The organism is Agrobacterium sp. GW821-FHT02D03, from assembly GCF_059421725.1.
Genome location: NZ_JBWKVN010000001.1, coordinates 2,665,198 through 2,687,334 on the forward strand (window position 1 = coordinate 2,665,198; position 22,137 = coordinate 2,687,334).

The window sequence follows — 22,137 nt, forward strand, 5'->3', positions numbered from 1 at the left end:
GATGTCGTCACGCTGAAAAGCTTTGGCCTGAGCAGGCATTGTGAAGATTATTCAGTTCACGCGTCTTTTCCCGGACAGTGTGTCGAGGATCGCGGCAGCCACCGCAACCTCCGTTCCCGCAAGACCAACCGAGCAAAAAAGAGTGGTCTGGTCCGATGACGTCCGGTGCGCGGTGCGCCCTGCAACAATATCCGAGAGCTCCACCATGCGTTGCTCATGACTGGAACCCTGAAGGAAAAAGGGGGAAGCGAAGGAGCGGGCTTGTTCTGTGGAATCGGTCGCGATGATGCTGGCTGCAGCGGCGACATCCAATCCCAACTCATGCGCATCGATTGTTTTAGGCCCGAGTGTGTTGATGTGCGCCCCTGGCTTGAGATCGGACATATCCAACACAGGCCGGATGCTCGATGTAGCGCAGATCACGATATCCGCCTCCATTGCCGCATCTTTTGCGCGAGCAACCGGTGTCACCTCGAAGCCAAGCTGCGCCTGCATGTCCTCGGCAAAGGCTGCACGATGCCTCGCATCGCGACTATAGATATAGGCCTTTCTGATTGGCCGTACGGACGCTGCGGCGGCTAACTGCATGCGGGCCTGAAGTCCGCTTCCTATCAAACCAACGATTTTGGCGTCCGGCGGACTGAGGTGCCGGATGGCCACGCCACCGATAGCCCCTGTTCTGATGGCTCCGAGACGCTCGCCTAGGACGACCCCCTTGAGCCGGGCATCGTCGGCCGACCAAACCGCGACGATCTGGGTCTGCTCGTTCCCGGTGAAGGTGTCGTAGACACGGAAGCCAGCGAGTGGCCTGTCACCGGATACACCGCCTATCGTGAAGACCAAATCTCCGTGGCCATCGAATGGGACATGATGTCGAGGTGGAGACACCGTCTTGCCGTCAGCGCGCGCTAACATAAACGCTTCAACAGCCTCAATCGCCGTCTGCATGAAGCTGTAACCACTCAGTTTTTGGTCGTCCACGATTGTCGTCATGATAGCCACTCCATCGGTTTGGGTGACCTTGCGACCTCAACCACGGTTGAGGTCAATATGTTTTTGGCAAAGCTTCTCGGATCAATCGTGCTCTCGACCTAACCGCTTGCGCCCCTGATCTTTATCTTTTCCTTATGCGCGCCTGGCATCTTCCCAATCGAAATATGACGGCGATCAGCAGCATCATGCTCTCCTGACATAACAGGAGAACACCATGCCCGATGTCCTTTTTCTGGCGCTCGGCTTCGGCACGCTGATCGTGCTGGCGCTTTATGCGCGCGCCCTCAACCGGTTTTGAGAGGTGCTGCCATGCTGGAACCCATCTTCGGCCTCGTCGTGGCGATTGCGCTCGGCGTCTATCTCATCATCACCCTGCTGCGTCCGGAACGCTTCTGATTTTCCTGGAGAATCCCCATGACCATTCTCGGGTGGCTGCAAATCAGCCTCCTTTTCATCGCCGTGCTTCTGGTTATCAAACCGCTCGGCCTCTACATGGCGCACGTGTTTAACGGTGAGCGGACCTGGCTGACGCCGGTCCTCGCTCCCGTCGAACGCGGGCTTTATGCCGTGGCGGGTGTCGATATCAAGAAGGAGCAGAGCTGGCTTGGCTACACGCTCTCCATGCTCGCCTTCTCGATTGCCAGCTTTGCGGCACTCTATGCCATCCTGCGCCTTCAGGCGTTCCTGCCCTTCAATCCACAGGGCTTCGGCAATGTGGAACCGGGCCTCGCCTTCAACACTGCCGTCAGCTTCGTGACCAACACCAACTGGCAGAACTATGCCGGCGAGGCGACAATGAGCAATTTCAGCCAGATGGCTGGATTGACGGTGCAGAACTTCCTTTCCGCCGCAGTCGGCATGGCACTCGCAATTGCCTTTACCCGCGCCTTCGTCCGCTCGCAGGCAAGCACGCTCGGCAATTTCTGGGTGGATATGACCCGCGCCACGCTCTATGTACTGCTGCCGATCGCGGTCATCGTGGCACTCGCCTTCGTCGCCATGGGCCTGCCGCAGACGATGGATGCCAGTGTAACCGCAACCACCCTTGAAGGAAGCCAGCAGGTCATCTCGCTCGGGCCCGTTGCCAGCCAGGAAGCGATCAAGCAGCTCGGCACCAATGGTGGCGGCTTCTTCAACGCCAATGCCGCCCATCCCTTCGAGAACCCGACAGCACTTTCGAACTATCTCAACATCTTCTCGATGCTCGCCATCTCGGCGGCCTTTATCTACACCTTCGGCCAGATGGTCGGAAGCCGCCGCCAAGGCTGGGTGCTGCTTTCCGCCATGGCCGTTCTGCTGATTGCCGGTGTTGCCACCGTCTACTGGGCCGAAAGTGCCGGCAACCCGATCCTCACATCGATCGGTGTCGATGCCGCGCAGGGCAATATGGAAGGCAAGGAAGTTCGCTTCGGTCAGGCCATGACCGCGCTCTATGCAGCTGTCACCACCGGTCTTTCGGATGGCGGCGTCAACGGCATGCACGGCTCCTTCACCGGCCTTGGTGGACTTGCTCCCATGTTCCTGATCCAGCTTGGCGAGGTTCTGCCGGGCGGCGTCGGTTCCGGTCTCTACGGCATGATCGTCTTCGCGCTCCTTTCCGTCTTCGTCGCCGGCCTGATGGTTGGTCGCACGCCGGAGTTTCTCGGCAAGAAGATCGAAGGTCGCGAAATGAAATTCGCCATGCTGGCGGTTCTGATCCTGCCCACCGTCATTCTCGGCTTTACCGCCGTCTCCGCCATGCTGCCCTTTGCGGTTGCCAGCATCGGCACGGCCGGTCCTCATGGACTTTCGGAAATCCTTTATGCCTTCACCTCCGCGGCCGGCAATAACGGCTCGGCCTTCGGCGGCCTTTCCGGCAATACCGACTGGTACAACACCACGCTTGGAATCTCGATGCTGCTTGGTCGTTTCGCCTATGTGGTGCCAGTGATGGCGATTGCCGGATCGCTTGCGGCGAAGGTCCGCGTCCCGGCCTCAAGTGGTACCTTTCCAACGGATGGCCCGCTCTTTGTCGGCCTTCTCGTCGGCATCATCCTCATTCTCGGCGGGCTGCAATTCTTCCCCGCGCTCGCACTCGGTCCCATCGTCGAGCATCTCGCCATGCTTGCCGGCCAGACTTTCTAGAAAGCAAAAAGATGTCCACACATCCAAACTCATCGGCTCCAGCGAGACCGGGCCTCTTCGACCCCGCTATCATCGGCCCAGCCATCAAGAACGCTTTCATCAAGCTTGATCCCAGGCAGTTGATGCGCAACCCGGTGATCTTCGTTACCGAGATCGTCGCGGCTGTCGTCACCATCTTCTTCATCCGCGACCTTCTCGCTCACAACGGCACGGCCGTCTTTTCAGGCCAGATCGCGGCATGGCTTTGGTTCACGGTGCTATTCGCCACCTTCGCCGAAGCGGTGGCCGAAGGGCGCGGTCGCGCCCAGGCCGACAGCCTGAAGCGCACGCGCTCGGACCTTTCCGCGCGCCGGCTCACGGCGGACGGCAAAGAGGAGAGCATCGCGGCCACCATGCTCAAAGTCGGTGACATCGTCATCGTCGATGCGGGCGAACTCATCCCCGGGGATGGTGAAGTCATTGAAGGCGTGGCCTCGGTCAATGAAAGCGCGATCACCGGCGAATCTGCGCCCGTCATCCGCGAATCCGGCGGCGACCGTTCGGCCGTCACCGGCGGCACGCAGGTTCTGTCCGATCAACTCAAGATTCGCATCACGACGCCGCCCGGCGCAAGCTTCGTCGATCGGATGATCGCGCTGATCGAAGGCGCGGAGCGCCAGAAGACGCCGAATGAGATCGCGCTTTCGATCCTGTTGTCCGGCCTCACCCTCGTCTTCCTGATCGTCGTCGTCACCGTCTGGGGTCTGGCGGGCTACTCCGGCACGCTGGTCTCCATCACCGTGCTGGCAGCCCTTCTTGTTACCCTCATCCCCACCACTATCGGTGGCCTTCTCTCGGCCATCGGCATTGCCGGCATGGATCGTCTCGTGCGCTTCAACGTCATCGCCACGTCCGGCCGCGCGGTGGAAGCCGCAGGCGATGTCGACACCCTCCTGCTCGACAAGACCGGCACCATTACCTTCGGCAACCGCATGGCGGCAGATTTCATTCCGGTGCCAGGCGTCACGGCTGAACAGGTGGCGGAAGCCGCACTGCTCGCCAGCCTTTCGGACGAAACACCAGAGGGTCGGTCAATTGTGGCACTTGCGACTGGCGATTTTGGAATCGCCTCGCCCAAGGTGACCGTCGATGCTGTTGTCCCCTTCTCGGCACAGACGCGTCTGTCGGGCGTCGATACGAACGGTAAATCCTTCCGCAAGGGCGCTATCGACGCCATCCTGAAGTTTGCCAATGCCAACGATGGCAAGGCCCCGGCAGAGTTTCATCAGGCCGTAGACCGCATTGCTCGCACCGGTGGCACGCCGCTTGGCGTGGCCGAAGGCAACCGCCTGCTTGGCGTCATCCACCTGAAGGACGTGGTCAAGCCCGGCATCAAGGAACGCTTTGCAGCACTTCGTGCCATGGGCATTCGCACCGTGATGGTCACGGGTGACAATCCCGTCACCGCAGCGGCGATTGCCTCAGAAGCGGGCGTGGACGACTTTCTGGCGGAAGCGACGCCTGAGGACAAGCTCGACTATATTCGCCGCGAACAGAAGGGCGGCCGGTTGATCGCCATGTGCGGTGACGGCACCAACGATGCGCCGGCGCTTGCGCAAGCCGATGTGGGCGTTGCCATGCAGACCGGGACGCAGGCTGCACGCGAAGCCGCCAATATGGTGGATCTCGACTCCAGCCCGACCAAGCTCATCGAGATCGTCGAAATCGGCAAACAACTTCTGATGACACGCGGTTCGCTGACGACGTTTTCGATTGCGAACGATGTGGCGAAGTATTTCGCCATCATCCCGGCTCTCTTCGTCACGACCTATCCGGCTCTCGGCACCCTCAACATCATGGCGCTGTCATCACCGCAATCGGCCATCCTATCCGCCGTCATCTTCAATGCGCTGATCATCATCGCTCTCATCCCGCTGGCGCTGAAGGGCGTGGCCTATCGCCCTGCAGCGGCGGCATCGCTTCTCAGACGAAACCTGCTTGTCTACGGCCTCGGCGGTCTGCTTCTGCCTTTTGCCGGGATCAAGGTCATCGATATCGCGGTCTCCGCACTTCATCTGGTGTAATCATGCTGAACCAAATTCGTCCCGCCATCGTCATCCTGGCCTTCTTCATCGCGCTGACCGGTCTCGGCTATCCACTGGCGATCACCGGTATTGCGCAATCGCTGATGCCTGCACAGGCCAATGGATCACTGATCCGCAACGGCGACGCGGTCATCGGCTCCAGCCTGATTGGACAGAACTTCACCTCCGATCGCTACTTCTGGCCGCGCCCCTCCGCGACCAGCCCAGATGCCTACAACGCCGCCGCTTCCTCGGGCTCCAATCTTGGTACCACATCTGCCAAGCTCAAAGACCGGGTTGCTGGCGACGTTGTACGGCTGAACGGCGCAGGGATCGCTTCGCCGGTTCCAGCCGACGCGGTGACCACCTCTGCCTCGGGTCTCGACCCGCATATCACACCGGATTTCGCTGCCGCGCAGGTCCAGCGGATTGCCAATGCACGCAGCCTTTCACCTGAGGTCGTAAAAGCGCTCGTCGACCAAAAAACCGAGGGACGGCTCCTCGGGATTATCGGCGAGCCGCGCGTGAATGTGCTAGAGTTGAACCTTGCGCTCGATGCGCTGAAGAGCTGAGACGAATGGCGTCACATGACCGTGAGGGCTTGAACAGGCCCGATCCCGATGCATTGCTTGCCCTGGCGGAGAAAGACCGCCGGGGCAAGCTCACTATATTTTTAGGCGCAGCGCCAGGTGTCGGCAAGACCTACGCCATGCTGGCGCGCGCACGCCGACTGAAGACCGATGGCGTGGAGGTGGTGGTCGGTCTTGTCGAAACCCACGCACGGGCGGAAACTTCGGCGCTTCTTGAGGGCCTCGACGTGCTGCCGCGCCTCGAAGTCGATTATCGCGGCAAGATGCTCAAGGAATTTGATCTCGATGCAGCGCTTGCCCGCAAGCCGCGCGTCATCATCGTCGATGAGCTTGCGCATTCCAACCCGGAGGGGTTTCGCCATCCCAAGCGCTACCAGGATATCGAAGAACTGATATCTGCCGGGATCGATGTCTGGACGGCGCTCAACATCCAGCATCTCGAGAGCCTCTCCGATCTCGTTTCGCAGATTACCGGTGTCACCATCCGTGAACGAGTGCCGGACACGGTGCTGAAGCGTGCCGACGATGTGGTGCTGGTTGACCTTCCGCCCGGCGAACTGATCGAGCGGCTAAAGGAAGGTAAAGTCTATCTGCCGGATAGCGCCAGGCGCGCCACCGACCGCTTTTTCCGGCTCGGCAATCTGACAGCGCTTCGCGAACTTGCTCTTCGCCGCACCGCAGACCGGGTGGACGATCAGATGGTCGACTATCTGCGTCAAAACGCCATCGAAGGCCCTTGGGCGACTGGCGAGAGGCTGCTGGTTTGTATCGGTGCTGACGCGCTGTCCGACAAGGTGGTGCGGGTGGCAAGCCGTCTCGCCTCCGGTCTCAACGCTCCCTGGACCGTCGTCAGCATGGCGCGAGACGACCAGGAGACCATGGATGAGGATAGTCTGCGGCGGATCGATGAGGCCTTTCGCTTTGCCGAGAAGCTCGGAGCTGAGACGCGTCACGTTACGGGGAATGACTTCGTCACAGAAATTCTGAAACTCGCACGGCGCGAGCACGCCACGCAGATCGTTATCGGCTCTCAGCGCCGCAGGTGGTTTTCCAATCCATTTCGACCGAGCCTTGCCGACGCTCTGGCGAAAGAGGCAAGCGGCATTGGGCTTCATCTCGTCACTGCGGATGAGGCCAAGGTTCCGGGTGTGTCCACCCGAAAGAAGCGAGGCTTTCAACTATCCGCCTTCTCCCGGTCCCTTCTCTGCGCTATCGGCACGGTCGCAGGCGCAACGCTCGCCGGACTTGCGCTGGACCAGTTCACGCATCTGCCGAATATCTCGCTGCTGTTTCTGCTGGCCGTTCTGGCGGCTGCTTCCGCCGCTGGTTTCATGGCGGCCCTGATGGCCGCGATTGTATCCGCGCTTGCCTATAACTTCTTCTTCATTGCTCCGGTCGAGACCTTCACCATCGCCTCGCCGCATGAAGTCTTTGCGCTTGCGGTCTTCATCGTGGCGGCCCTGATCGCTGGCAGCCTTGCATCACGCATTCGCGAGCAGGCGCAGGCCGCCCGCCAACGCGCCGCCGACATGCAGGCGCTCTATGATTTTTCCCGAAAGCTTGCCGGGACGGCAAAACCGGAGGAAGTGCTGTGGGCGTCGGTCACCCAGTTGCAGGGCAGCCTGGGCCGCCATGTGGTCATGCTTCTGCCAAAGGGCGACGATCTGGACGTCGTCGCGGCATGGCCCCCGGACACCGAACTTGGCGTTTCAGAACTGACAGCGGCGCGCTGGGCAGGCAGCCGTTCGGAACCGTCAGGATCTGGCACTGGGACGCTTCCCAACGGACGCTTCCAGTTCCGTCCGCTGACCAGCCCGCATGGCGTTGTCGGTGTCTGCGGTTTTGAACCCGGAACGAGCGGGCTTGATTCCAATGCCGAGCGGAAGCTCGCCGCCATTCTCGATCAGGCGGCAACCGCCATCGACCGTGCGCGCTTGTCGTCCGAAAGCGCGGAGCAAGCGGCAAGGCTGGAAGGCGAGCGCTATCGCGAGGCACTGTTGTCCTCCATTTCGCACGACCTGCGCACACCGCTCGCCACGATCACCGGATCGGTCACCAGCCTGCGGGAATTGGGCGATCGCATGTCGCCGGAGAGCCGCGACGATCTTCTGCAATCCATCGAAGAAGAAAGTGCGAGGCTCAGCCGCTTCGTTGCCAATCTTTTGGACATGACCCGCATCACCGCCGGCACCTTGCAGGCCAAGCGGGACTGGGTGGATGTCGCCGACGTGATCCGCTCTGCGGTCGAGCGGGCGCGCAAATACTTCCCCTCGCAGAGCTTCGAGACCGGCATCGCCAAGGATTTGCCGGTCATTCGCGCCGATTCGGTTCTGCTCGGCCAGGTGCTGTTCAACCTTCTCGACAACGCCGCCAAATATGGTGGCGGCGACCCGGTCAATGTCTATGCGAGGCGCGATGGGGAGGAAATCGTCGTTTCCGTCACCGACAATGGTAAAGGCATTCCCGGCGAGGATCTCGACCGCATCTTCGAAAAATTCTATCGTCGCTCCCGCTCGGATGGGCGATCTCCGGGAACGGGACTTGGTCTTTCCATTGCTCGAGGTTTTATCGAAGCCATGGGCGGGCGCATTCATGCGGAAAGCCCGGCGGTGAAGAAGCGCGGCACGCGTATCGTCATGCGCTTTCCGGTGACGGCATCGGCGCAAAAACCGGAATCGATTTTCGGAAAGCACGACATGTAAAGTCGAAGAGTACTCTCTCGAACATATAGGAAGCAGGCAGAATCTATGACCTTGGGACGCATTCTGGTGGTGGATGACGAGCCGCAGATCCGGCGCTTCCTGCGCCCGGCACTGGCGGCCGCCGGCTACGACGTGATCGAGGCCGAAAACGGCGCTGACGCCATCAAAGCTGCCGCCACTTCCGCTCCCGATGTGATCATTCTCGATCTCGGCCTGCCGGATATGGACGGCAAGGATGTCATCGCCAACCTTCGCGGCTGGTCGACCCTCCCGATTATCATTCTCTCCGCTCGCGACCGCGAGACCGAGAAGATCGCGGCACTGGATCTCGGTGCCGACGACTATATCGAAAAGCCCTTCGGCATCGGCGAGTTGACCGCCCGCATCCGCACAGCCATGCGCCATGTCGGCAAGTCAGAGAGCCTGCCTTCCTTGATCGAGGCTGATGGCCTGTCGATCGATACCCAACGCCGCATCGTTGCCCGCGACGGTGCCAGCATCAAGCTGACGCCGAAGGAATATGATCTCCTGACGCTCCTGGCACACCATGCGGGTCGCGTGGTCACACATCGTACGCTTCTGACGTCGGTCTGGGGCCCGGCGCATGGGGAGGACCTGCACTACCTTCGAGTCTTCATCGGCCAGTTGCGACAGAAGGTCGAACGGGATGCCACGCAGCCGAAAATCATCCAGACGGAATCTGGTGTCGGTTATCGTTTCGTGGCTGAATGAGCGGGAAAATTTGCGAGCGCTAGACGGTCTTCTTGGAAGAAGCTTGGCAGTGCCTGCCCATCAGCCTAGGGGGGCTGATGGGCCTTGACTGGAGTCAACAGACGAAGCTTTTGGCTGTGGATCACGCCTTTTGACTGAGGTCATGATGCATAGAAAATTCTGGCTTGTCTAGCATTTTTTAGATTTTTCTAAAATAAAAAAAGCCCGACGAGATGCCGGGCTTTCTTAGTTAATGCAGTCGGTTAGACTATATTAGAACGAACGCTGGAGGCGAACGAAACCGTTCCAAGAAGAAGAGCGATCGTCTTCGTCGTAGTAGTTAACTGCAACCTTGGTGGAGAGACCTTCAGTGATTTTGTAATCAACGGTCAGGCCAGCCTGCCAAGCGTCACGGTTCGAGAAGTCGTTCGTGAGAATTGCAGTACCGGTTGGAACCACGCCTACCACGCCGCCGACGATGCCTGCGCCGGTCGTTACAACGCGGTCAGCAACATTGCCGAACCACTGTGCGCCAGGAGTGATGGTCAGGCGATCCGTTGCCTTGACAGCGTATTCGGCTGCTACTGCCCACTCAGATTCGGCGTAGTAAGCGTTTGCACCAGAAGCCCAAACACCAGCCAGGCCGAGTGTGCCAGGACCGATTTCAGCAGTTGCGATCAGGCGAACTGCGCCTTCTTCCTGGTCAACATCGTAGGAGCCGATGAGCTGCAGAGCTGCGCCACCGACCTTACCACCAATGCCGCCAGTTACGCCGACGTTGTTGTTAACTTCGCCCTGAACAACAGGGATTACGCCACCTACGGCAGGACCAACCTGAGTGCGGAACTGGCCGTTTGTGTCCTGAAGTTCGTCAACCGAAACGCCAGCCCAGAAAGAGCCTGCATCGTAGGTGTAACGAATGGAGTTGAACAGAGCGTTCGTGGAGAGAACGTCAGCTTCGCCAGAGAGGCCATCGTCCCACCAGCTGTAGAACTTACCGACCTTCAGGCCGCCGAGTTCAATGAATGCCTGGTCAACGAATACAGACGAAGAAGCTGCGGAACCGCTGTCTGCGTTACCACGGAAGCCGATGAAGCCGCGAAGAGCACCTAGCTCGGTGTCTGTGCGTGTGTCAACTTCGAACTGGGCGCGTGTGAACGAGTTCCAGTCAGATGTACGGTTGTTGGTGTTGACGCCGAAGCCTGTGCCGCGGTTAATGTCAGTCTGGAAACGAACATAGCCGCCGAACTTCAAGCAGGTTTCAGTGCCAGGGATGTAGAAAAAGCCCGTGCCGAATGCATCGCAGACGCGTACATATTCCAGGGGCTCTGGCTCAGCAGCGACGATAGCGTCAGCAGCCTTTGCGCCAGATACTGCTGCAAGAGCTGCAGCGGAGCCGATGAGAAGGCTCTTGATGTTCATAATGACCTCCAGTCATGTTTCGTTACAAAAGCGGCGACCAGGAACATGCCCTTGAGGTGCCCCCCGCTTCACGAACCAATAGACAGAAAGCCCCCCTCTCTCGCAATCGTATATCACTAAATTAGCACGTTTTCAGATTGTCCGAATTTTAGCGTGTTGTATTTTAGGCACAACTTACGTTAGGTCGGACGAATATGGCGGCGGAAATTTAAGACCCTGTTAAGGTTTGGCAGGTCGTCGTCACCAAAGGCCTCGCTTGTGAGAGCACGACGGCGCGAGTAGCGATTCGTGAAAAGCGCGTGGCGCGATCGTTGGAAACGACGATTCGCGAGCGCCAAAGTCTTCTCCGCTCACGTGACGGAGACTTTGCGCAGGACCAGCGCTGCTTACGAGCGCCGTCTTACGGAAGAGGTCAAATCAGACGGTAAGACGTCTTTATATAATGAACGGATCGCTTGAGCCCTTAAAGTTCAGTCGCGCACGAGCCTCATGGTGTTTTCCAGGTCTTGAGGAGCATCGCGACAAATTTCTCCGCCGCGGGTGAAAGCGCACTGCTTCTTCTTTGCACGATCCCGATGGTCCGCGAGACCACCGGATCGACAATAGCGCGGGAGACGAGATAGGGATGATCTTCCTGTGGGGTCGCCAAGCGCGGCAGAACAGAGATGCCGAGCCCTGCCTCGACCAGTCCCAATGACGTATTGAGGTGTGTGACCTCATAGAACCAGTTAAGCTTGAGATTATGGCGTGCTAGCGCCCCATCCAACAGTGTTCTATTGCCACTGGAGCGATCAACCACCACCAGTGGATAGGGCTCCAACTGATTCCAATGGATCGTGTCATACTTTGCCAGCGGGTGATCCTTCCGCATGGCGAGAACAAAAGGGTCATCGATGAGCGGCTCGAATGACAGATCGGGATCAGAATTTCCCATCAGGTTGATACCGAACTCCACCTCACCGCGCGCCACGGCCTGCAAGCCTTCATTGGCCGTCAGATCTCGGATGCGCAGTCTTATATGCGGATACTGCTCGCTGAAGGTCTTGATGACGGTGGGCAGGAAATAGAAGGCAGCCGTCGGAACACAGGCCATGGTGATCAGGCCACGACGAAGCGCGCCATCCCTCATGGCAAAAAGAGAGCCATCAAATTCTTCCAGCATGCGTCTGACCAAGGGCATCACCTCTTGTCCCATGGCCGTTGGCGCGACATGGCGTGTGGTGCGCTCCAGCAAGGGGGCGCCGATCGCCTGCTCTAGCTTCTGGATGCGCCTGGTCAGCGCCGGTTGCGATATGTGCAGAGCTTCTGCTGCCCGATGAAAACTCTCCAGTTCCACCACCGCCTGAAACGCCCGAAGATCAAGAATTTCGCAATTGATGCTCATATCGCAATAAACCTCTCGAAACTTGCATTTAACAAATAAGCCTTTCTTCCTCATGTTGCAACAACTGGACAGATTGATCCATGAAATGCAAGATTGAGGCGAAGATGAACGATCTCCTTAGGATACCTTGTGTGCTGATGCGCGGCGGAACCTCTCGTGGGCCGTTTTTCCTGGCATCGGATTTGCCACGCGATCGAGCCCAGCGAGATGCCGCTCTCCTCTCTATCATGGGGTCAGGCCATCCGCTTCAGATCGACGGTATTGGCGGCGGCAATCCGGTCACCTCGAAGGTCGCGATCATCGGACCGTCGAAAGTGAAGGGCGCGGATATCGACTATCTCTTCGCTCAGGTTCGGACCGACCGGCAGTTCGTGGATTACTCTCCCAATTGCGGTAACATGCTCGCAGCCGTCGGCCCATTTGCCATCGAAGCGGGGCTCGTCGCGGCCAAGGAACATGACACGCTGGTGCGCATTCACAATGTGAATACCAGCAAGTTGATCGAGGCCAAGGTGCCCACCCGCGGTAGTGAAGTGATCTACCTGGGAGACGCATCGATCGACGGCGTACCCGGGCTTGCAGCACCGATTGCCTTGACCTTCGTCGACTCGGCTGGCGCCAAAACCGGCAAGCTTTTGCCGACCGGCAAGCCGGTCGATGTCATTGATGGCGTCGATGTGACGGCAATCGACTGCGCCATGCCGATGGTTTTGATGCGTGCTGCCGATCTCGGCGTTACGGGATATGAGGATCCTCAGGCGCTGACGGCCAATCGCGCGCTGATCGATCGCATGACACGGATCCGCCTCGAAGCGGGCAAGTTGATGGGCATGGGCGATGTGTCCGACATGGTGATCCCCAAGCCTGTACTGATCTCGCCCGCGCGAAAAGACGGAACGATGTCGGTACGCTACTTTATGCCGAATGAATGCCACCCGGCATTGGCGACAACCGGTGCCGTCGGCATTGCGACCGCTGCCGTCACCCCCGGCACGGTGGCATTCGAGGAAGCTGGAGAGCCCAGCGTCCCGACACTCATCCGGATCGAGCATCCGGCAGGACGTCTCGACGTCCAACTTGAACTGCGAAACGGCGCCATTGCGGCCGGTCTTGTGAGAACCGCGCGCCGTCTCTTCGAAGGCTTCGCCTTCGCAAAACCAGCAGCCGCGATTGAACACGCAGCATAGACAACGCCATTATGGCAACAGCATAGAGAAACCGGGAGGAGACCCACATGCGTAAATTCCTGCTAGCCACTGCAGCGCTCTGCGCCTTCGCAGCCACCGCCAATGCCGAATCCGTCAGAATGAGCGTTGGTTCCTATAACCTCAACAACCTGCCTTTCCCCGTTGCCGCGAGCCTCGGCTATTACAAGGATGAAGGTCTGGATGTGACCACCGAGAACTTCGCTCAGGGCGGTTCCAAGGTGCTTCAGGCGCTGGTCGCCGGCTCCACGGATGTCGCGGTCGGCTTTTACGACCACACTATCCAGATGCAGTCGCAGAACAAGCACGTCGTCGGCTTCGTGATGCTGGCCCGCAATTCCGGCCTGGTTCTCGCCGGCAAAAACGACACCGACTTCGATCCGGCCAAGCCTGAGACGATCAAGGGCAAGAAGGTTGGCATCACCTCGCCGGGCTCGTCCTCAGACTTCTTCATCCGTTACTACATGAAGGAACATAATCTCAGCGACAACGATATCTCGATCATCGGCGTCGGTTCCGGTGCTGCAGCCGTCGCCGCTCTTCAGCAGGGCAAGATCGACCTGCTCGTCAATTACGACCCGGCTGCAACTATCGTCGTTGAACGCGGTCTCGGCAAGATCCTGATCGATGCGCGCAGCGACCAGGGTGCCAAGGATGTCTATGGCGGCATCTATCCCACCTCTGTCCTTTACGCGACCCAGGACTATATCGATGCCAATCCGGAAGTGATCCAGAAGGTGACCAACGCCACGGTGCGGGCGCTGCACTGGATGAAGGCGCATTCGGCTGAAGAGATCGTCGAAAAGCTGCCGGACGATTTCGTCTCTGGCGACAAGGCGACCTACATCAAGGCTGTCGAAGCGGCGAAGGCCATCTTCTCCGAAGACGGCAAGTTCGAGCCGAAAGATCTCGAGACGCCGCTCGCCGTGCTGAATAGCTTCAACGAGGCTGTGGCCAAGGCGACGATCGACCTCAACACCACTTACACCAACAAGTTCGTCGAAGCCGCCGCTTCTAAACCCGCAAACTGAGGGTCCGTCCATGTCTTCACCAGTCAGAAAGCTCACGCCGGTGGCACAGTCAGAACCAAAATCGATGGTCGCCATCGATAATGTGACGATGGCATTTGGTTCTTTCACCGCCGTTCAGGATGTCAACCTCGCGGTTGGCGATGGAGAATTCCTCTCCATCGTCGGCCCGACAGGCTGTGGCAAATCCACCATCCTCAACGCAATCGCCGGCCTGTTGAAACCCGCCAAGGGCTCCGTCAGCATTGATGGTGCGCCCGTCAACGGCGTACAGAACAATATCGGCTATCTCTTCCAGCAGGATGCTTTGCTTCCCTGGAAGACAGCATATCAGAATGTCGAGCTGGGCCTGATGTTCCGTGGCGTGCCGGAAGCGGAACGCCGGGTGAAGGTCATGGCCTGGCTTGAAAAAGTCGGCCTCAAGGGCTTCGAGAGCCGCTTCCCGCACATGCTGTCCGGCGGCCAGCGCAAGCGCGTGCAGATGGCCCAGGCTCTGATCACCGAACCGAAGGTCATCTTGATGGACGAGCCCTTCTCGGCGCTCGATATCCACACCCGGCATCTGATGCAGAACGAGCTTCTGCGCCTATGGCAGGAAGATCGCCGCGCGGTCGTGATGATCACCCACGATCTGGAAGAGGCCATTGCGCTTGGCGACCGCGTCGTCGTTCTGGCCGCTGGCCCGAAAAGCCGCGTGATCGAAAGCTTCCCTGTCGATCTCGAGCGTCCGCGCAATGTCGCCGAAATCAAGCTCGACCCGAAATTCATGACTCTGTACCGCGACATCTGGGCATCCCTGCGCGGCGAAGTGGAGAAAAGCTATGCACGCCATTAACATTCGCCTCATCCAGGTCGTACTTCTGGTCGTCATTCTCGGTGGATGGCAGCTTGGCGTATCGACCGGCGCCATCGACCGCTTCTTCTTCCCCGCCCCATTCGATATCGTCAAACAGGTGATCGACTGGGTGGGCGACGCCGGCTTCTACAAGCATGTCGGCATCACGCTCAGTGAAACGGTTCTCGGCTATCTGATCGGTACGGGTCTCGGCGTCGGCGCTGGCGTCTGGCTCGGTCTCAGCCCCTTCGTTGCCCGTGTGCTCGACCCGTTCATCAAGGCCGTCAACGCCATCCCGCGCGTCGTCCTGGCACCGATCTTCGTTCTGTGGCTCGGTCTCGGCCTGTGGTCCAAGGTTGCGCTGGCCGTAACGCTGGTGTTCTTCGTGACCTTCTTCAACGCCATGCAGGGCGTTCGCGAAGTCAACCCGGTCGTTCTGTCGAACACCCGCATCCTCGGCGCCAAGCGCTCCGATCTTCTGCGCCATGTCTACTTCCCGGCCGCAGCAAGCTGGATCCTGTCGTCGCTGCGCACCTCCGTCGGCTTCGCGGTCGTCGGTGCCATCATCGGTGAATATCTCGGCGCATCCGCTGGCCTTGGCTACTTGATTGCCCGCTCGGAAGGCAACTTCGATGCTGTCGGCGTATTCGCTGGTATCATCATCCTGGCCATCTTCGTCCTCATCATCGACCTCATTCTCGATGTTGCCGAGAAGAAGCTGATTACCTGGCGTCCAAATGCCGGTGAAGAGCGGCCTGCCTGAGACGGCACATGCTGCGACAGAATTGGAAGGGGCGGTCGATTGGCCGCCCCTTTTTGCATTATCAGGGAGAGCACATCGACCGAGTGTGGCGAAGGTTCTGATCCGCTCCACAGGCCGAAGTTCCTCAGCAGTACTTCGCCCGCGCGTATAGAAATTCACGTCGCCACCACGCACTGGCCCTTGCCATTCCCCTTTGCGCCATAGAGTGCCTTATCGGCGAGCACCATCATTTCGGTCAGATCTGTATCTTTGCCGCCAAGCGCTGCGCCAATGCTCGCGCCCACATGGGCCGTTCCCATCGAGCCGATGTCGTAGGGAGCAGAAAGCGACGCAATCAGCCTAGTGCCGAGATTCTCGATGCCCTGAACGGTCCTCTCCTTGCAGAGAATAAGAAATTCGTCTCCACCCAGACGACAGGCCACCGCGTCAGGACCGATCGTCGATGTCAGGCGCCTTCCAACCTCTTCCAACAGCAGATCTCCAACACGATGTCCGTGCCCATCATTCACCTGCTTGAAGTTGTCGAGATCGAGAAAAAGAAGCGAGGGTAGAGCACCATCCACGGTCATGCTTTCAAATGCGCGTTCCATGCCACGGCGATTGAGGAGCCCCGTGAGAGGATCGCGAAAGGATTGCGTCCGGCTTTCGATTTCTGCGATGATCGCACGCACGGTGACGCTCTGCTGCTGCTCAATCATCGTCAGGTTCATCAGAAAGAACAGCACGGTCTGACAGAGGATGAGCGGCAGAAACTCGGGATAAAGAAAGCTGAAACTCGCCTTGAAGCTCAAGTCGAGGAGCAGGACCTGCGTCATGGCGTAGCGCGGTGCGGCGAAGTTGCGCCCGATGATGCTGCCGATTGCAGCGAGACTTGAGGCCAGCACGATGATTGTCATTGGAATGTCGCGCGACAGCACAACGAGCGAGATCGTGAAAGCCTGTGTCAAAGCCCATGTCAGCCCGACCACAAAGAAGGGAGCCTTGCTCCGCTCCGCCGTTCGAATAGCCGCCAGTCTGGCGACGAGGAGCATCACTTCCAACGCGATGATGACCAGAAAGACAGGATCACCGATCCTGTAGAAGGCGACACTGAGAACCGCGGTGGAGTTGGCTGCTCCAAGAAAAAACGGCTTGGTGGAGCTGAAGAACATGTCCCCAAGACGCTTTCGCACCTCATGGGGCAATGTCGGATCAATAGATGCAATCCAGCGTAATGGCGCAAAGTTTAAAATCGCGCCCGACGACAACCGCCGCATCAATACCTCCATGTGTGGGAAGCGATGATGCCCGACATCAATTGAAAAGCCATTAATATTCGTCTTCGCTACACTTTCAGAAGCGCCGACATGTCCCGCATTCCTTCAGATCTTCTGCAATGCCGGCTTCTGTTACCGCAGTGTCTACCTCGGTTTTCAAAGCGGATAATCGTCCCGATGGTGATGGCTACCCTGGGTAGGGCTGGCTTTTTCACATCCAATCGGAACGCGATCCGCCTTCGATCCGTTGGACCGACATCGATAATCAGACCAAGGAGGAAACATCATGAGCATCTTCGGCAAAATCAAAGACGCGATCTTCGGTTCGGCCCATGCCGAGCAGACATCCCCGTCCGCCACAGAACCGACACCAGCGCCTTCATCCATCCCTGAGCCCGCCGCAACCACCGCACCGCCCGTCGGCGGCACGGGCCAAGCCGTTCCCTCCACCTCCGGCAGCTCGGCACCTGTCCCGTCGGCGCCAACCTCTGCATCCACCCAGCAGGTCGATGTCGCTTCGCAGCTCGACGCCGCAGTCAAGCGCAGCGGACATCGCCTCGACTGGAAACATTCGATCGTCGATCTGATGAAGGCGCTCGGCATGGATGCGAGCCTCGCAGAACGCAAGGAACTGGCTCAGGAACTCGGCTATACCGGCGAACTCAATGGCTCGGCCGAGATGAACAACTGGCTCCACAAGGCTTTGCTTAAAAAACTGTCAGAAAATGGCGGCACGGTACCCGCAGAATTACTCGATTAAAATTTGGAACCAAACGCGCCGCCCCGCATTCTCTTCACCGAGTGGCGTGGCGGCGCCACCGCTTGCACGTTGACCACGGATGTACTGGCGGCAGATTACAAGCGACAAGAGGTCGGTGCGAATTCGCCCCGGCCTTTTTTGTTGCCTTTATCTTGCCTGCAGTCTCCGGCGCGTTAGTCAGTCTCTCAGCCCACGTACCTCTGAGATTCTTCCTATTCTCGGAGGACGAGGGCGCCTACGAGGACTATTACCGTGAGCTTGTCAGCGAGGTTCGTGTTCTCGGGGAGAAATTTAAGCCGGAGTGGGTTAAGCGCCACCGAGATAACCACTTCCTCGACGCCGCGGCCGCGTACATGCTCAATGTGCAAGCCATTCCTGAGGGTATTGAGAGGCTACCTGAGGCGGCCATGCCTAATAGCAAGGAGCAAGTGTCTGAGGTCGAAAGAGCGGGGAAAGCGCAAATGGCTTCAATTCGAGATCGGTTCCGCAATATGGGGAAGCGCCGTTAACCGGCGTCTCCCGCTGCCATCTCTGCTTTCCGGCGATCGTATGTTTCAACATCGCGCTGATACTCTAAGGCGTCCAAAGCCGCGAGCATTGCATCGAAGTCGGCTTTGGATATGACAACCAGTTCCTCGCGAGACGGCGAGTAGATGATCTGGACGTTCGGCAAATATGGATCGTAGCTTTCGCTAGGCATCGCAGCCTCCTAGAGTGCCCATGATACACAGCGGGATGGCCTTGTATCAAGCTTGGCGAAAGTTGACGATGTTAAGTTGGGAGCGCTGCAATTTCTCCCATTTGCAGCGCTATTCCTTAAGAAATACGGATGAGAATTGCTCTCCTCTCTCGAGCGAAAAAGGTGTAATGCACGGCTATGTCAACTATCTTGTCGTCATCATTGACCACAAAAGAACTCCGGGAGCCGCAAATAAAAGCCGCGGTTATCGACGAGCTTTTTTGCGCCGGTGGAATTGATGAAGACACCGTGATCATAAGCGAAATGCCGGTCGCCTCGCTACCGAGGAGAGCCGATCTAGTTGTCGCCAACGGTAGCTTGCTCGGTTTCGAGATCAAGTCGGACGGCGACAAAACAGCACGGCTCGCCGGTCAAATTGAAGCCTATCAAAAGTCCTTCGAAGGTGTGGTTGTTGTTGCTGCTGCCAAGCATTTAGATGTAATTCTAGCGTCTGTCCCGGATACGGTGGGTGTGTTCGTAATTGACGACGGAGAAGACGGGGCGACAACTGCCCGGATGATCCGCAAGCCCCATATCCGCAAACTCGACATGGATGCCTCTATAAGGCAAATGAGCGCGCGCGATTTGCACCGCCTAGCAAGACAACATGGTGTAGCCAGTTCGAGCGAAACTGATCGCTTTACCCTGGAACAACGTGTTCGGCTGCTACCAATATCGACGGTGCGAAAAGCATCACTTACTGCGATAAAGCAGAGATATCGTAAGAATTTTATAGAATTTAGACAAGCAAAAGCCTCAGAGATTTCCACGGTTGAGGCACTACAATTCCTTCGCCGGCCTTCATGGAAAGACATGGTGTCAACGAAATTGGCGGTGGAGTTCAGCGAGAACGTTAGCGACACCCAAGATGTCGCTAACCTCCAACTACGCGTTACGAAACGCCGGGTTTCCTAGCCAAAAATATCAAAGTCGTCATCATCGACAGTCATGCCATCTCGGTAGTGAAGTTGTTGCCATAAGTGAAGATTGACGCGAGCGGCGATCCAAGGTCCCGGCGCACTTCGTTTTGTCAGGTCTCCCTTGGCTGCGAGGTCGATTTGTTCTGCACCCCAAACCCGAGGCACAAGAGCCGGGTCCCAATCGACTAGCTGAGTAATTTGTTCAGCGCAGCGTTGGTACCCGCCTTGATCTGCTCGTAGCCGACGAAAAAGCCAAGCGTCTGCTAGTGGATAATCAACACGCGGTACGAAGCGAGCTTGCATCGGTTGTATAGGCTCTGGATGAATTGACCCGAAATCTCCGTAGATCGCGACCGCGTCGCCTCCGAGCGCCGCATGCATTCCCCTTTCTTCAATCTCCAACCGCGTTGCACCATCATCGTACGCCGCAACAGATTTGGGGAAGCTTGATGCCATGACAACTATGCGAGCCGCGTCATCGACATCTCTGAGAGCATTTATAACATTGGCCGCCTCGACTGCGCGGGCTTTAACTCGGGTTCTCACATAGCCGAAATCGAGAACGATCAAAAGATTGTTCACGCTGTCCACGGCGCTCATGATGGCGGACAAAATCGGCAAATCTGTCTCGGGAGACCTGCTTCGAACGACAACCTCGCCTGAGGTCTGTTCTAGCAACATCACCTGTCGAACTATATCTCGCAGCGGTCCTCCGGGAGGAAGTAAGGCTGTTGGTATCGCGTTCTCCTGATCGCGAACGAAGTTTCTCCATGCCTCAAATCCCTTAGAAGGATCAACCAATTCTTCGCATTCCTCGCACGCGTAGAATGGGCTCTGTTCCAAGTCGATGATGCATTTTCTACCGCTCAAGGCCTCATCGATCTTCGCATGGACATCCGAGATTGCTTTCGTCTGTCCATGCGAAGACAAGACGAAGATAGGCAGAAGGGCGTCTTTATCTTCATCCCTGAGTTCTCTGTATCCGCGCATCTCCCAGAGGCGCGTGCGCAGAGATGGATAATATCGGTACTGATCGAAGTTCACGGTCATTCTTCAGTCTCCCCTAAATCTTGCGTAGCGGTTGAGTGAACCGTGGTTCGGCGTGGCTGCACGACTGGCATTTCCACCGCTCTAGATACGAAACGATTAAGGCTATCGCTGTCTTGAGTAGCAATCGTTCGCCACTCCGAAATTGTGCGCCGAAGTTCGGCAGCCTCGGCATCTTTCTCGCTTCTAAGGGAACTTATTTCGAGCTTCAAACCCTCTGAGACCTGTGTCGCTCTTCGGATCATAACGAGCAGAGGTATAGATAGGACCCATCCCGTGCCGGCGATGAAAGAGAGAAGTATCACTAAGTCTTTGGTGAATATCGTCGCGATACCGACAAGTGAGCCGAGCCCGCCTACTGCTGCCAATCCGTAAGTAATCCAGCCTTCACCTGACGGTTTTTCCATCAAATCCTACCCCTCAACCCTAGCTAGAGGAGCGGTAAAGCACATCCAAAGTCAATCCATTTCCGTCGCTGCCCACAGATGTAGATTAGAGCATCCGAAATCAGGCTCTCAAGAAAGCCTCCATCTCTCCTTTAGCAACCTTTCAGCGTGCGTCGATGTATTCGGCCAAATCCTGAACATGGATGCCCTTCGCTGCCTTCTGACTGGGCTCGATATAAATCACTGGCAGCTTGATCTCTCCGCGCGTGGCCTTTTTGAGGAAGTGAGCAACGGTGAGGTGTGAGAAGAAATCTCGGCATACCCACTCGACCGGGATAATGGCGCGGCCGTCGTATTGGGCCATCAGGAGGAAAAGAGTTTTCATTATCCTGCCTTCAACGTCGCCTCCGGCGTTTCCATCGACAATCTCGATAAGATCGGGCGCGATGCCCGGTAATCTCGCCTTGAGATCACATAACGCGTCCCATGTCATAGCCTCGGTTGACCAAATGCGGTCAACAGATTTTTCGATCGACAGGATTTGTTTGTGCTTCTTCCCATCGATAACAGCAAGGGTCGCTATGGCACCACCTGAGCTTTTCCGCTCGATAGAATAATCGGGCGCCATGGTGCTGCCATCGACTGCCAACCTCAGTTGACTGTGTTTCCCATAGACCGACATGGCCTCGACTATGTCAGATAGCAAGATGTCTGGCCGTCGTAGACGGTAGACAACATCGATGATCGTGCTTCGAGGTAAGAGACGAGGGGCCAATCCATTTCCTGTCGTTCCATGTTGCATCTCATGTTGCGTCGAGTAGCCGCAAATCCATGAAAATTGCTAAAAACCGATAAAAATCAATGCAACACGCGCGCAACAAGAACTAGCGCAAACGGAGAAGCAATTTAGCTGCAAGGGTTTGATTTTGTTTGAGAAGTAATGGTGCCCGGAGGCGGATTTGAACCACCGACACGCGGATTTTCAATCCGCTGCTCTACCAACTGAGCTATCCGGGCACTACAGGCTCTTGAAGAACCTTCGCTTTTTTGAAGCGCCGGGGAGTGTTCCGCCCCGGAAGTGAGCGGGGTTATAGCATCTTGTTCGGACATGGCAAGCGCCCGGACGAACTTTTTTGACAGTTTTTCTTCAGCCCATTTCGAACCTTCTGACGCTATGAAAAAGAGGGGGGCGAGGAACCAGATGTTCCT

General features: G+C 57.6%; 20 protein-coding genes and 1 tRNA gene. 12 read left to right on the forward strand and 9 right to left on the reverse strand.

Annotated features, from left to right (window positions below):
• Positions 1–51: 51 nt before the first annotated feature.
• On the reverse strand, positions 52–993 hold the full coding sequence (locus AC07U5_RS12670; protein WP_494723160.1) for an ornithine cyclodeaminase family protein: 942 nt from the start codon (positions 991–993) through the stop codon (positions 52–54).
• 294 nt (positions 994–1,287) lie between these two features.
• On the opposite strand from AC07U5_RS12670, the gene kdpF reads away from it, so the two are divergent.
• The 6 genes from kdpF to AC07U5_RS12700 are packed head-to-tail and all read left to right on the forward strand — an operon-like array spanning position 1,288 to position 9,204.
• Positions 1,288–1,389 (forward strand): K(+)-transporting ATPase subunit F, encoded by a 102-nt coding sequence (kdpF, locus tag AC07U5_RS12675; RefSeq protein WP_194286758.1) that lies wholly within the window; start codon positions 1,288–1,290, stop codon positions 1,387–1,389.
• A gap of 18 nt (positions 1,390–1,407) precedes the next feature.
• On the forward strand, positions 1,408–3,117 hold the full coding sequence (gene kdpA / locus AC07U5_RS12680; protein ID WP_494723161.1) for a potassium-transporting ATPase subunit KdpA: 1,710 nt from the start codon (positions 1,408–1,410) through the stop codon (positions 3,115–3,117).
• A gap of 11 nt (positions 3,118–3,128) precedes the next feature.
• A complete protein-coding gene (kdpB, locus tag AC07U5_RS12685) occupies positions 3,129–5,180 on the forward strand; it encodes a potassium-transporting ATPase subunit KdpB (RefSeq protein ID WP_494723162.1) in 2,052 nt (683 codons plus the stop codon).
• A gap of 2 nt (positions 5,181–5,182) precedes the next feature.
• The gene (gene kdpC / locus AC07U5_RS12690; RefSeq protein WP_113259900.1) at positions 5,183–5,752 is read left to right on the forward strand and encodes a potassium-transporting ATPase subunit KdpC; all 570 of its coding nucleotides are present in this window, start codon (positions 5,183–5,185) and stop codon (positions 5,750–5,752) included.
• Positions 5,753–5,757: 5 nt separating this feature from the next.
• Positions 5,758–8,472, forward strand: coding sequence for an ATP-binding protein (locus AC07U5_RS12695; RefSeq protein ID WP_494723163.1), 2,715 nt, complete (start codon positions 5,758–5,760; stop codon positions 8,470–8,472).
• Between the two features lie 45 nt (positions 8,473–8,517).
• The gene (locus AC07U5_RS12700; protein WP_494723164.1) at positions 8,518–9,204 is read left to right on the forward strand and encodes a response regulator; all 687 of its coding nucleotides are present in this window, start codon (positions 8,518–8,520) and stop codon (positions 9,202–9,204) included.
• Positions 9,205–9,456: 252 nt separating this feature from the next.
• On the opposite strand, the gene AC07U5_RS12705 is transcribed toward AC07U5_RS12700, so the two are convergent.
• Together AC07U5_RS12705 and AC07U5_RS12710 are read right to left on the reverse strand one after the other, a co-directional pair.
• Positions 9,457–10,605, reverse strand: coding sequence for a porin (locus AC07U5_RS12705; protein ID WP_494723165.1), 1,149 nt, complete (start codon positions 10,603–10,605; stop codon positions 9,457–9,459).
• A gap of 487 nt (positions 10,606–11,092) precedes the next feature.
• Positions 11,093–11,989, reverse strand: coding sequence for a LysR family transcriptional regulator (locus AC07U5_RS12710; protein ID WP_494723166.1), 897 nt, complete (start codon positions 11,987–11,989; stop codon positions 11,093–11,095).
• A 104-nt stretch (positions 11,990–12,093) separates the two neighbouring features.
• Here AC07U5_RS12710 and AC07U5_RS12715 point away from each other — a divergent pair, with 104 nt between their 5' ends.
• The 4 genes from AC07U5_RS12715 to AC07U5_RS12730 are packed head-to-tail and all read left to right on the forward strand — an operon-like array spanning position 12,094 to position 15,820.
• Positions 12,094–13,176, forward strand: coding sequence for a 4-oxalomesaconate tautomerase (locus AC07U5_RS12715; protein WP_494723167.1), 1,083 nt, complete (start codon positions 12,094–12,096; stop codon positions 13,174–13,176).
• Positions 13,177–13,223: 47 nt separating this feature from the next.
• Positions 13,224–14,225, forward strand: coding sequence for an ABC transporter substrate-binding protein (locus AC07U5_RS12720; protein WP_494723168.1), 1,002 nt, complete (start codon positions 13,224–13,226; stop codon positions 14,223–14,225).
• A 10-nt stretch (positions 14,226–14,235) separates the two neighbouring features.
• The gene (locus tag AC07U5_RS12725) at positions 14,236–15,057 is read left to right on the forward strand and encodes an ABC transporter ATP-binding protein (protein WP_112358767.1); all 822 of its coding nucleotides are present in this window, start codon (positions 14,236–14,238) and stop codon (positions 15,055–15,057) included.
• The gene (locus AC07U5_RS12730; RefSeq protein WP_062445496.1) at positions 15,044–15,820 is read left to right on the forward strand and encodes an ABC transporter permease; all 777 of its coding nucleotides are present in this window, start codon (positions 15,044–15,046) and stop codon (positions 15,818–15,820) included. Before AC07U5_RS12725 ends, AC07U5_RS12730 begins: the two co-directional genes overlap by 14 nt.
• 155 nt (positions 15,821–15,975) lie before the next feature.
• Here the strand turns inward: AC07U5_RS12730 and AC07U5_RS12735 are convergent, their stop codons facing one another.
• Entirely contained in the window at positions 15,976–17,076 is a 1,101-nt protein-coding gene (locus tag AC07U5_RS12735; RefSeq protein WP_494723169.1) for a diguanylate cyclase domain-containing protein, read from the reverse strand.
• Positions 17,077–17,362: 286 nt separating this feature from the next.
• Between AC07U5_RS12735 and AC07U5_RS12740 the strand changes: the two genes are divergently transcribed.
• On the forward strand, positions 17,363–17,836 hold the full coding sequence (locus tag AC07U5_RS12740; protein ID WP_112358765.1) for a DUF3597 family protein: 474 nt from the start codon (positions 17,363–17,365) through the stop codon (positions 17,834–17,836).
• Positions 17,837–18,341: 505 nt separating this feature from the next.
• Here the strand turns inward: AC07U5_RS12740 and AC07U5_RS12745 are convergent.
• Complete coding sequence (locus AC07U5_RS12745; RefSeq protein ID WP_494723170.1) at positions 18,342–18,536, reverse strand: hypothetical protein; 195 nt, start codon at positions 18,534–18,536, stop codon at positions 18,342–18,344.
• A gap of 177 nt (positions 18,537–18,713) precedes the next feature.
• On the opposite strand from AC07U5_RS12745, the gene AC07U5_RS12750 reads away from it, so the two are divergent.
• Positions 18,714–19,490, forward strand: coding sequence for a sce7726 family protein (locus AC07U5_RS12750; protein ID WP_494723171.1), 777 nt, complete (start codon positions 18,714–18,716; stop codon positions 19,488–19,490).
• Here the strand turns inward: AC07U5_RS12750 and AC07U5_RS12755 are convergent.
• From AC07U5_RS12755 to AC07U5_RS12770, 4 genes are all read right to left on the reverse strand, one after another.
• Positions 19,487–20,545 (reverse strand): beta family protein, encoded by a 1,059-nt coding sequence (locus AC07U5_RS12755; RefSeq protein WP_062426998.1) that lies wholly within the window; start codon positions 20,543–20,545, stop codon positions 19,487–19,489. The two genes, AC07U5_RS12750 and AC07U5_RS12755, sit on opposite strands and share 4 nt — an antisense overlap.
• Positions 20,542–20,952 (reverse strand): hypothetical protein, encoded by a 411-nt coding sequence (locus AC07U5_RS12760; protein ID WP_156380079.1) that lies wholly within the window; start codon positions 20,950–20,952, stop codon positions 20,542–20,544. Before AC07U5_RS12760 ends, AC07U5_RS12755 begins: the two co-directional genes overlap by 4 nt.
• Before the next feature lie 139 nt (positions 20,953–21,091).
• Positions 21,092–21,556: a pyocin activator PrtN family protein gene (locus AC07U5_RS12765; protein WP_494723172.1), complete on the reverse strand. Its 465-nt coding sequence runs from the start codon at positions 21,554–21,556 to the stop codon at positions 21,092–21,094.
• Positions 21,557–21,869: 313 nt separating this feature from the next.
• Positions 21,870–21,945: transfer RNA gene (locus tag AC07U5_RS12770), tRNA-Phe, on the reverse strand.
• Positions 21,946–22,137: the final 192 nt, after the last annotated feature.

What these genes read in the sequence shown, in the direction of transcription:
- AC07U5_RS12670 (WP_494723160.1), bottom strand. Translation starts at nt 993, where the DNA reads ATGACGACAATCGTGGACGACCAAAAACTGAGTGGTTACAGCTTCATG.
- kdpA (WP_494723161.1), top strand. Translation starts at nt 1,408, where the DNA reads ATGACCATTCTCGGGTGGCTGCAAATCAGCCTCCTTTTCATCGCCGTG.
- kdpB (WP_494723162.1), top strand. Translation starts at nt 3,129, where the DNA reads ATGTCCACACATCCAAACTCATCGGCTCCAGCGAGACCGGGCCTCTTC.
- kdpC (WP_113259900.1), top strand. Translation starts at nt 5,183, where the DNA reads ATGCTGAACCAAATTCGTCCCGCCATCGTCATCCTGGCCTTCTTCATC.
- AC07U5_RS12695 (WP_494723163.1), top strand. Translation starts at nt 5,758, where the DNA reads ATGGCGTCACATGACCGTGAGGGCTTGAACAGGCCCGATCCCGATGCA.
- AC07U5_RS12700 (WP_494723164.1), top strand. Translation starts at nt 8,518, where the DNA reads ATGACCTTGGGACGCATTCTGGTGGTGGATGACGAGCCGCAGATCCGG.
- AC07U5_RS12705 (WP_494723165.1), bottom strand. Translation starts at nt 10,605, where the DNA reads ATGAACATCAAGAGCCTTCTCATCGGCTCCGCTGCAGCTCTTGCAGCA.
- AC07U5_RS12710 (WP_494723166.1), bottom strand. Translation starts at nt 11,989, where the DNA reads ATGAGCATCAATTGCGAAATTCTTGATCTTCGGGCGTTTCAGGCGGTG.
- AC07U5_RS12715 (WP_494723167.1), top strand. Translation starts at nt 12,094, where the DNA reads ATGAACGATCTCCTTAGGATACCTTGTGTGCTGATGCGCGGCGGAACC.
- AC07U5_RS12720 (WP_494723168.1), top strand. Translation starts at nt 13,224, where the DNA reads ATGCGTAAATTCCTGCTAGCCACTGCAGCGCTCTGCGCCTTCGCAGCC.
- AC07U5_RS12725 (WP_112358767.1), top strand. Translation starts at nt 14,236, where the DNA reads ATGTCTTCACCAGTCAGAAAGCTCACGCCGGTGGCACAGTCAGAACCA.
- AC07U5_RS12730 (WP_062445496.1), top strand. Translation starts at nt 15,044, where the DNA reads ATGCACGCCATTAACATTCGCCTCATCCAGGTCGTACTTCTGGTCGTC.
- AC07U5_RS12735 (WP_494723169.1), bottom strand. Translation starts at nt 17,076, where the DNA reads ATGCGGCGGTTGTCGTCGGGCGCGATTTTAAACTTTGCGCCATTACGC.
- AC07U5_RS12740 (WP_112358765.1), top strand. Translation starts at nt 17,363, where the DNA reads ATGAGCATCTTCGGCAAAATCAAAGACGCGATCTTCGGTTCGGCCCAT.
- AC07U5_RS12745 (WP_494723170.1), bottom strand. Translation starts at nt 18,536, where the DNA reads ATGCCTAGCGAAAGCTACGATCCATATTTGCCGAACGTCCAGATCATC.
- AC07U5_RS12750 (WP_494723171.1), top strand. Translation starts at nt 18,714, where the DNA reads ATGTCAACTATCTTGTCGTCATCATTGACCACAAAAGAACTCCGGGAG.
- AC07U5_RS12755 (WP_062426998.1), bottom strand. Translation starts at nt 20,545, where the DNA reads ATGACCGTGAACTTCGATCAGTACCGATATTATCCATCTCTGCGCACG.
- AC07U5_RS12765 (WP_494723172.1), bottom strand. Translation starts at nt 21,556, where the DNA reads ATGGCGCCCGATTATTCTATCGAGCGGAAAAGCTCAGGTGGTGCCATA.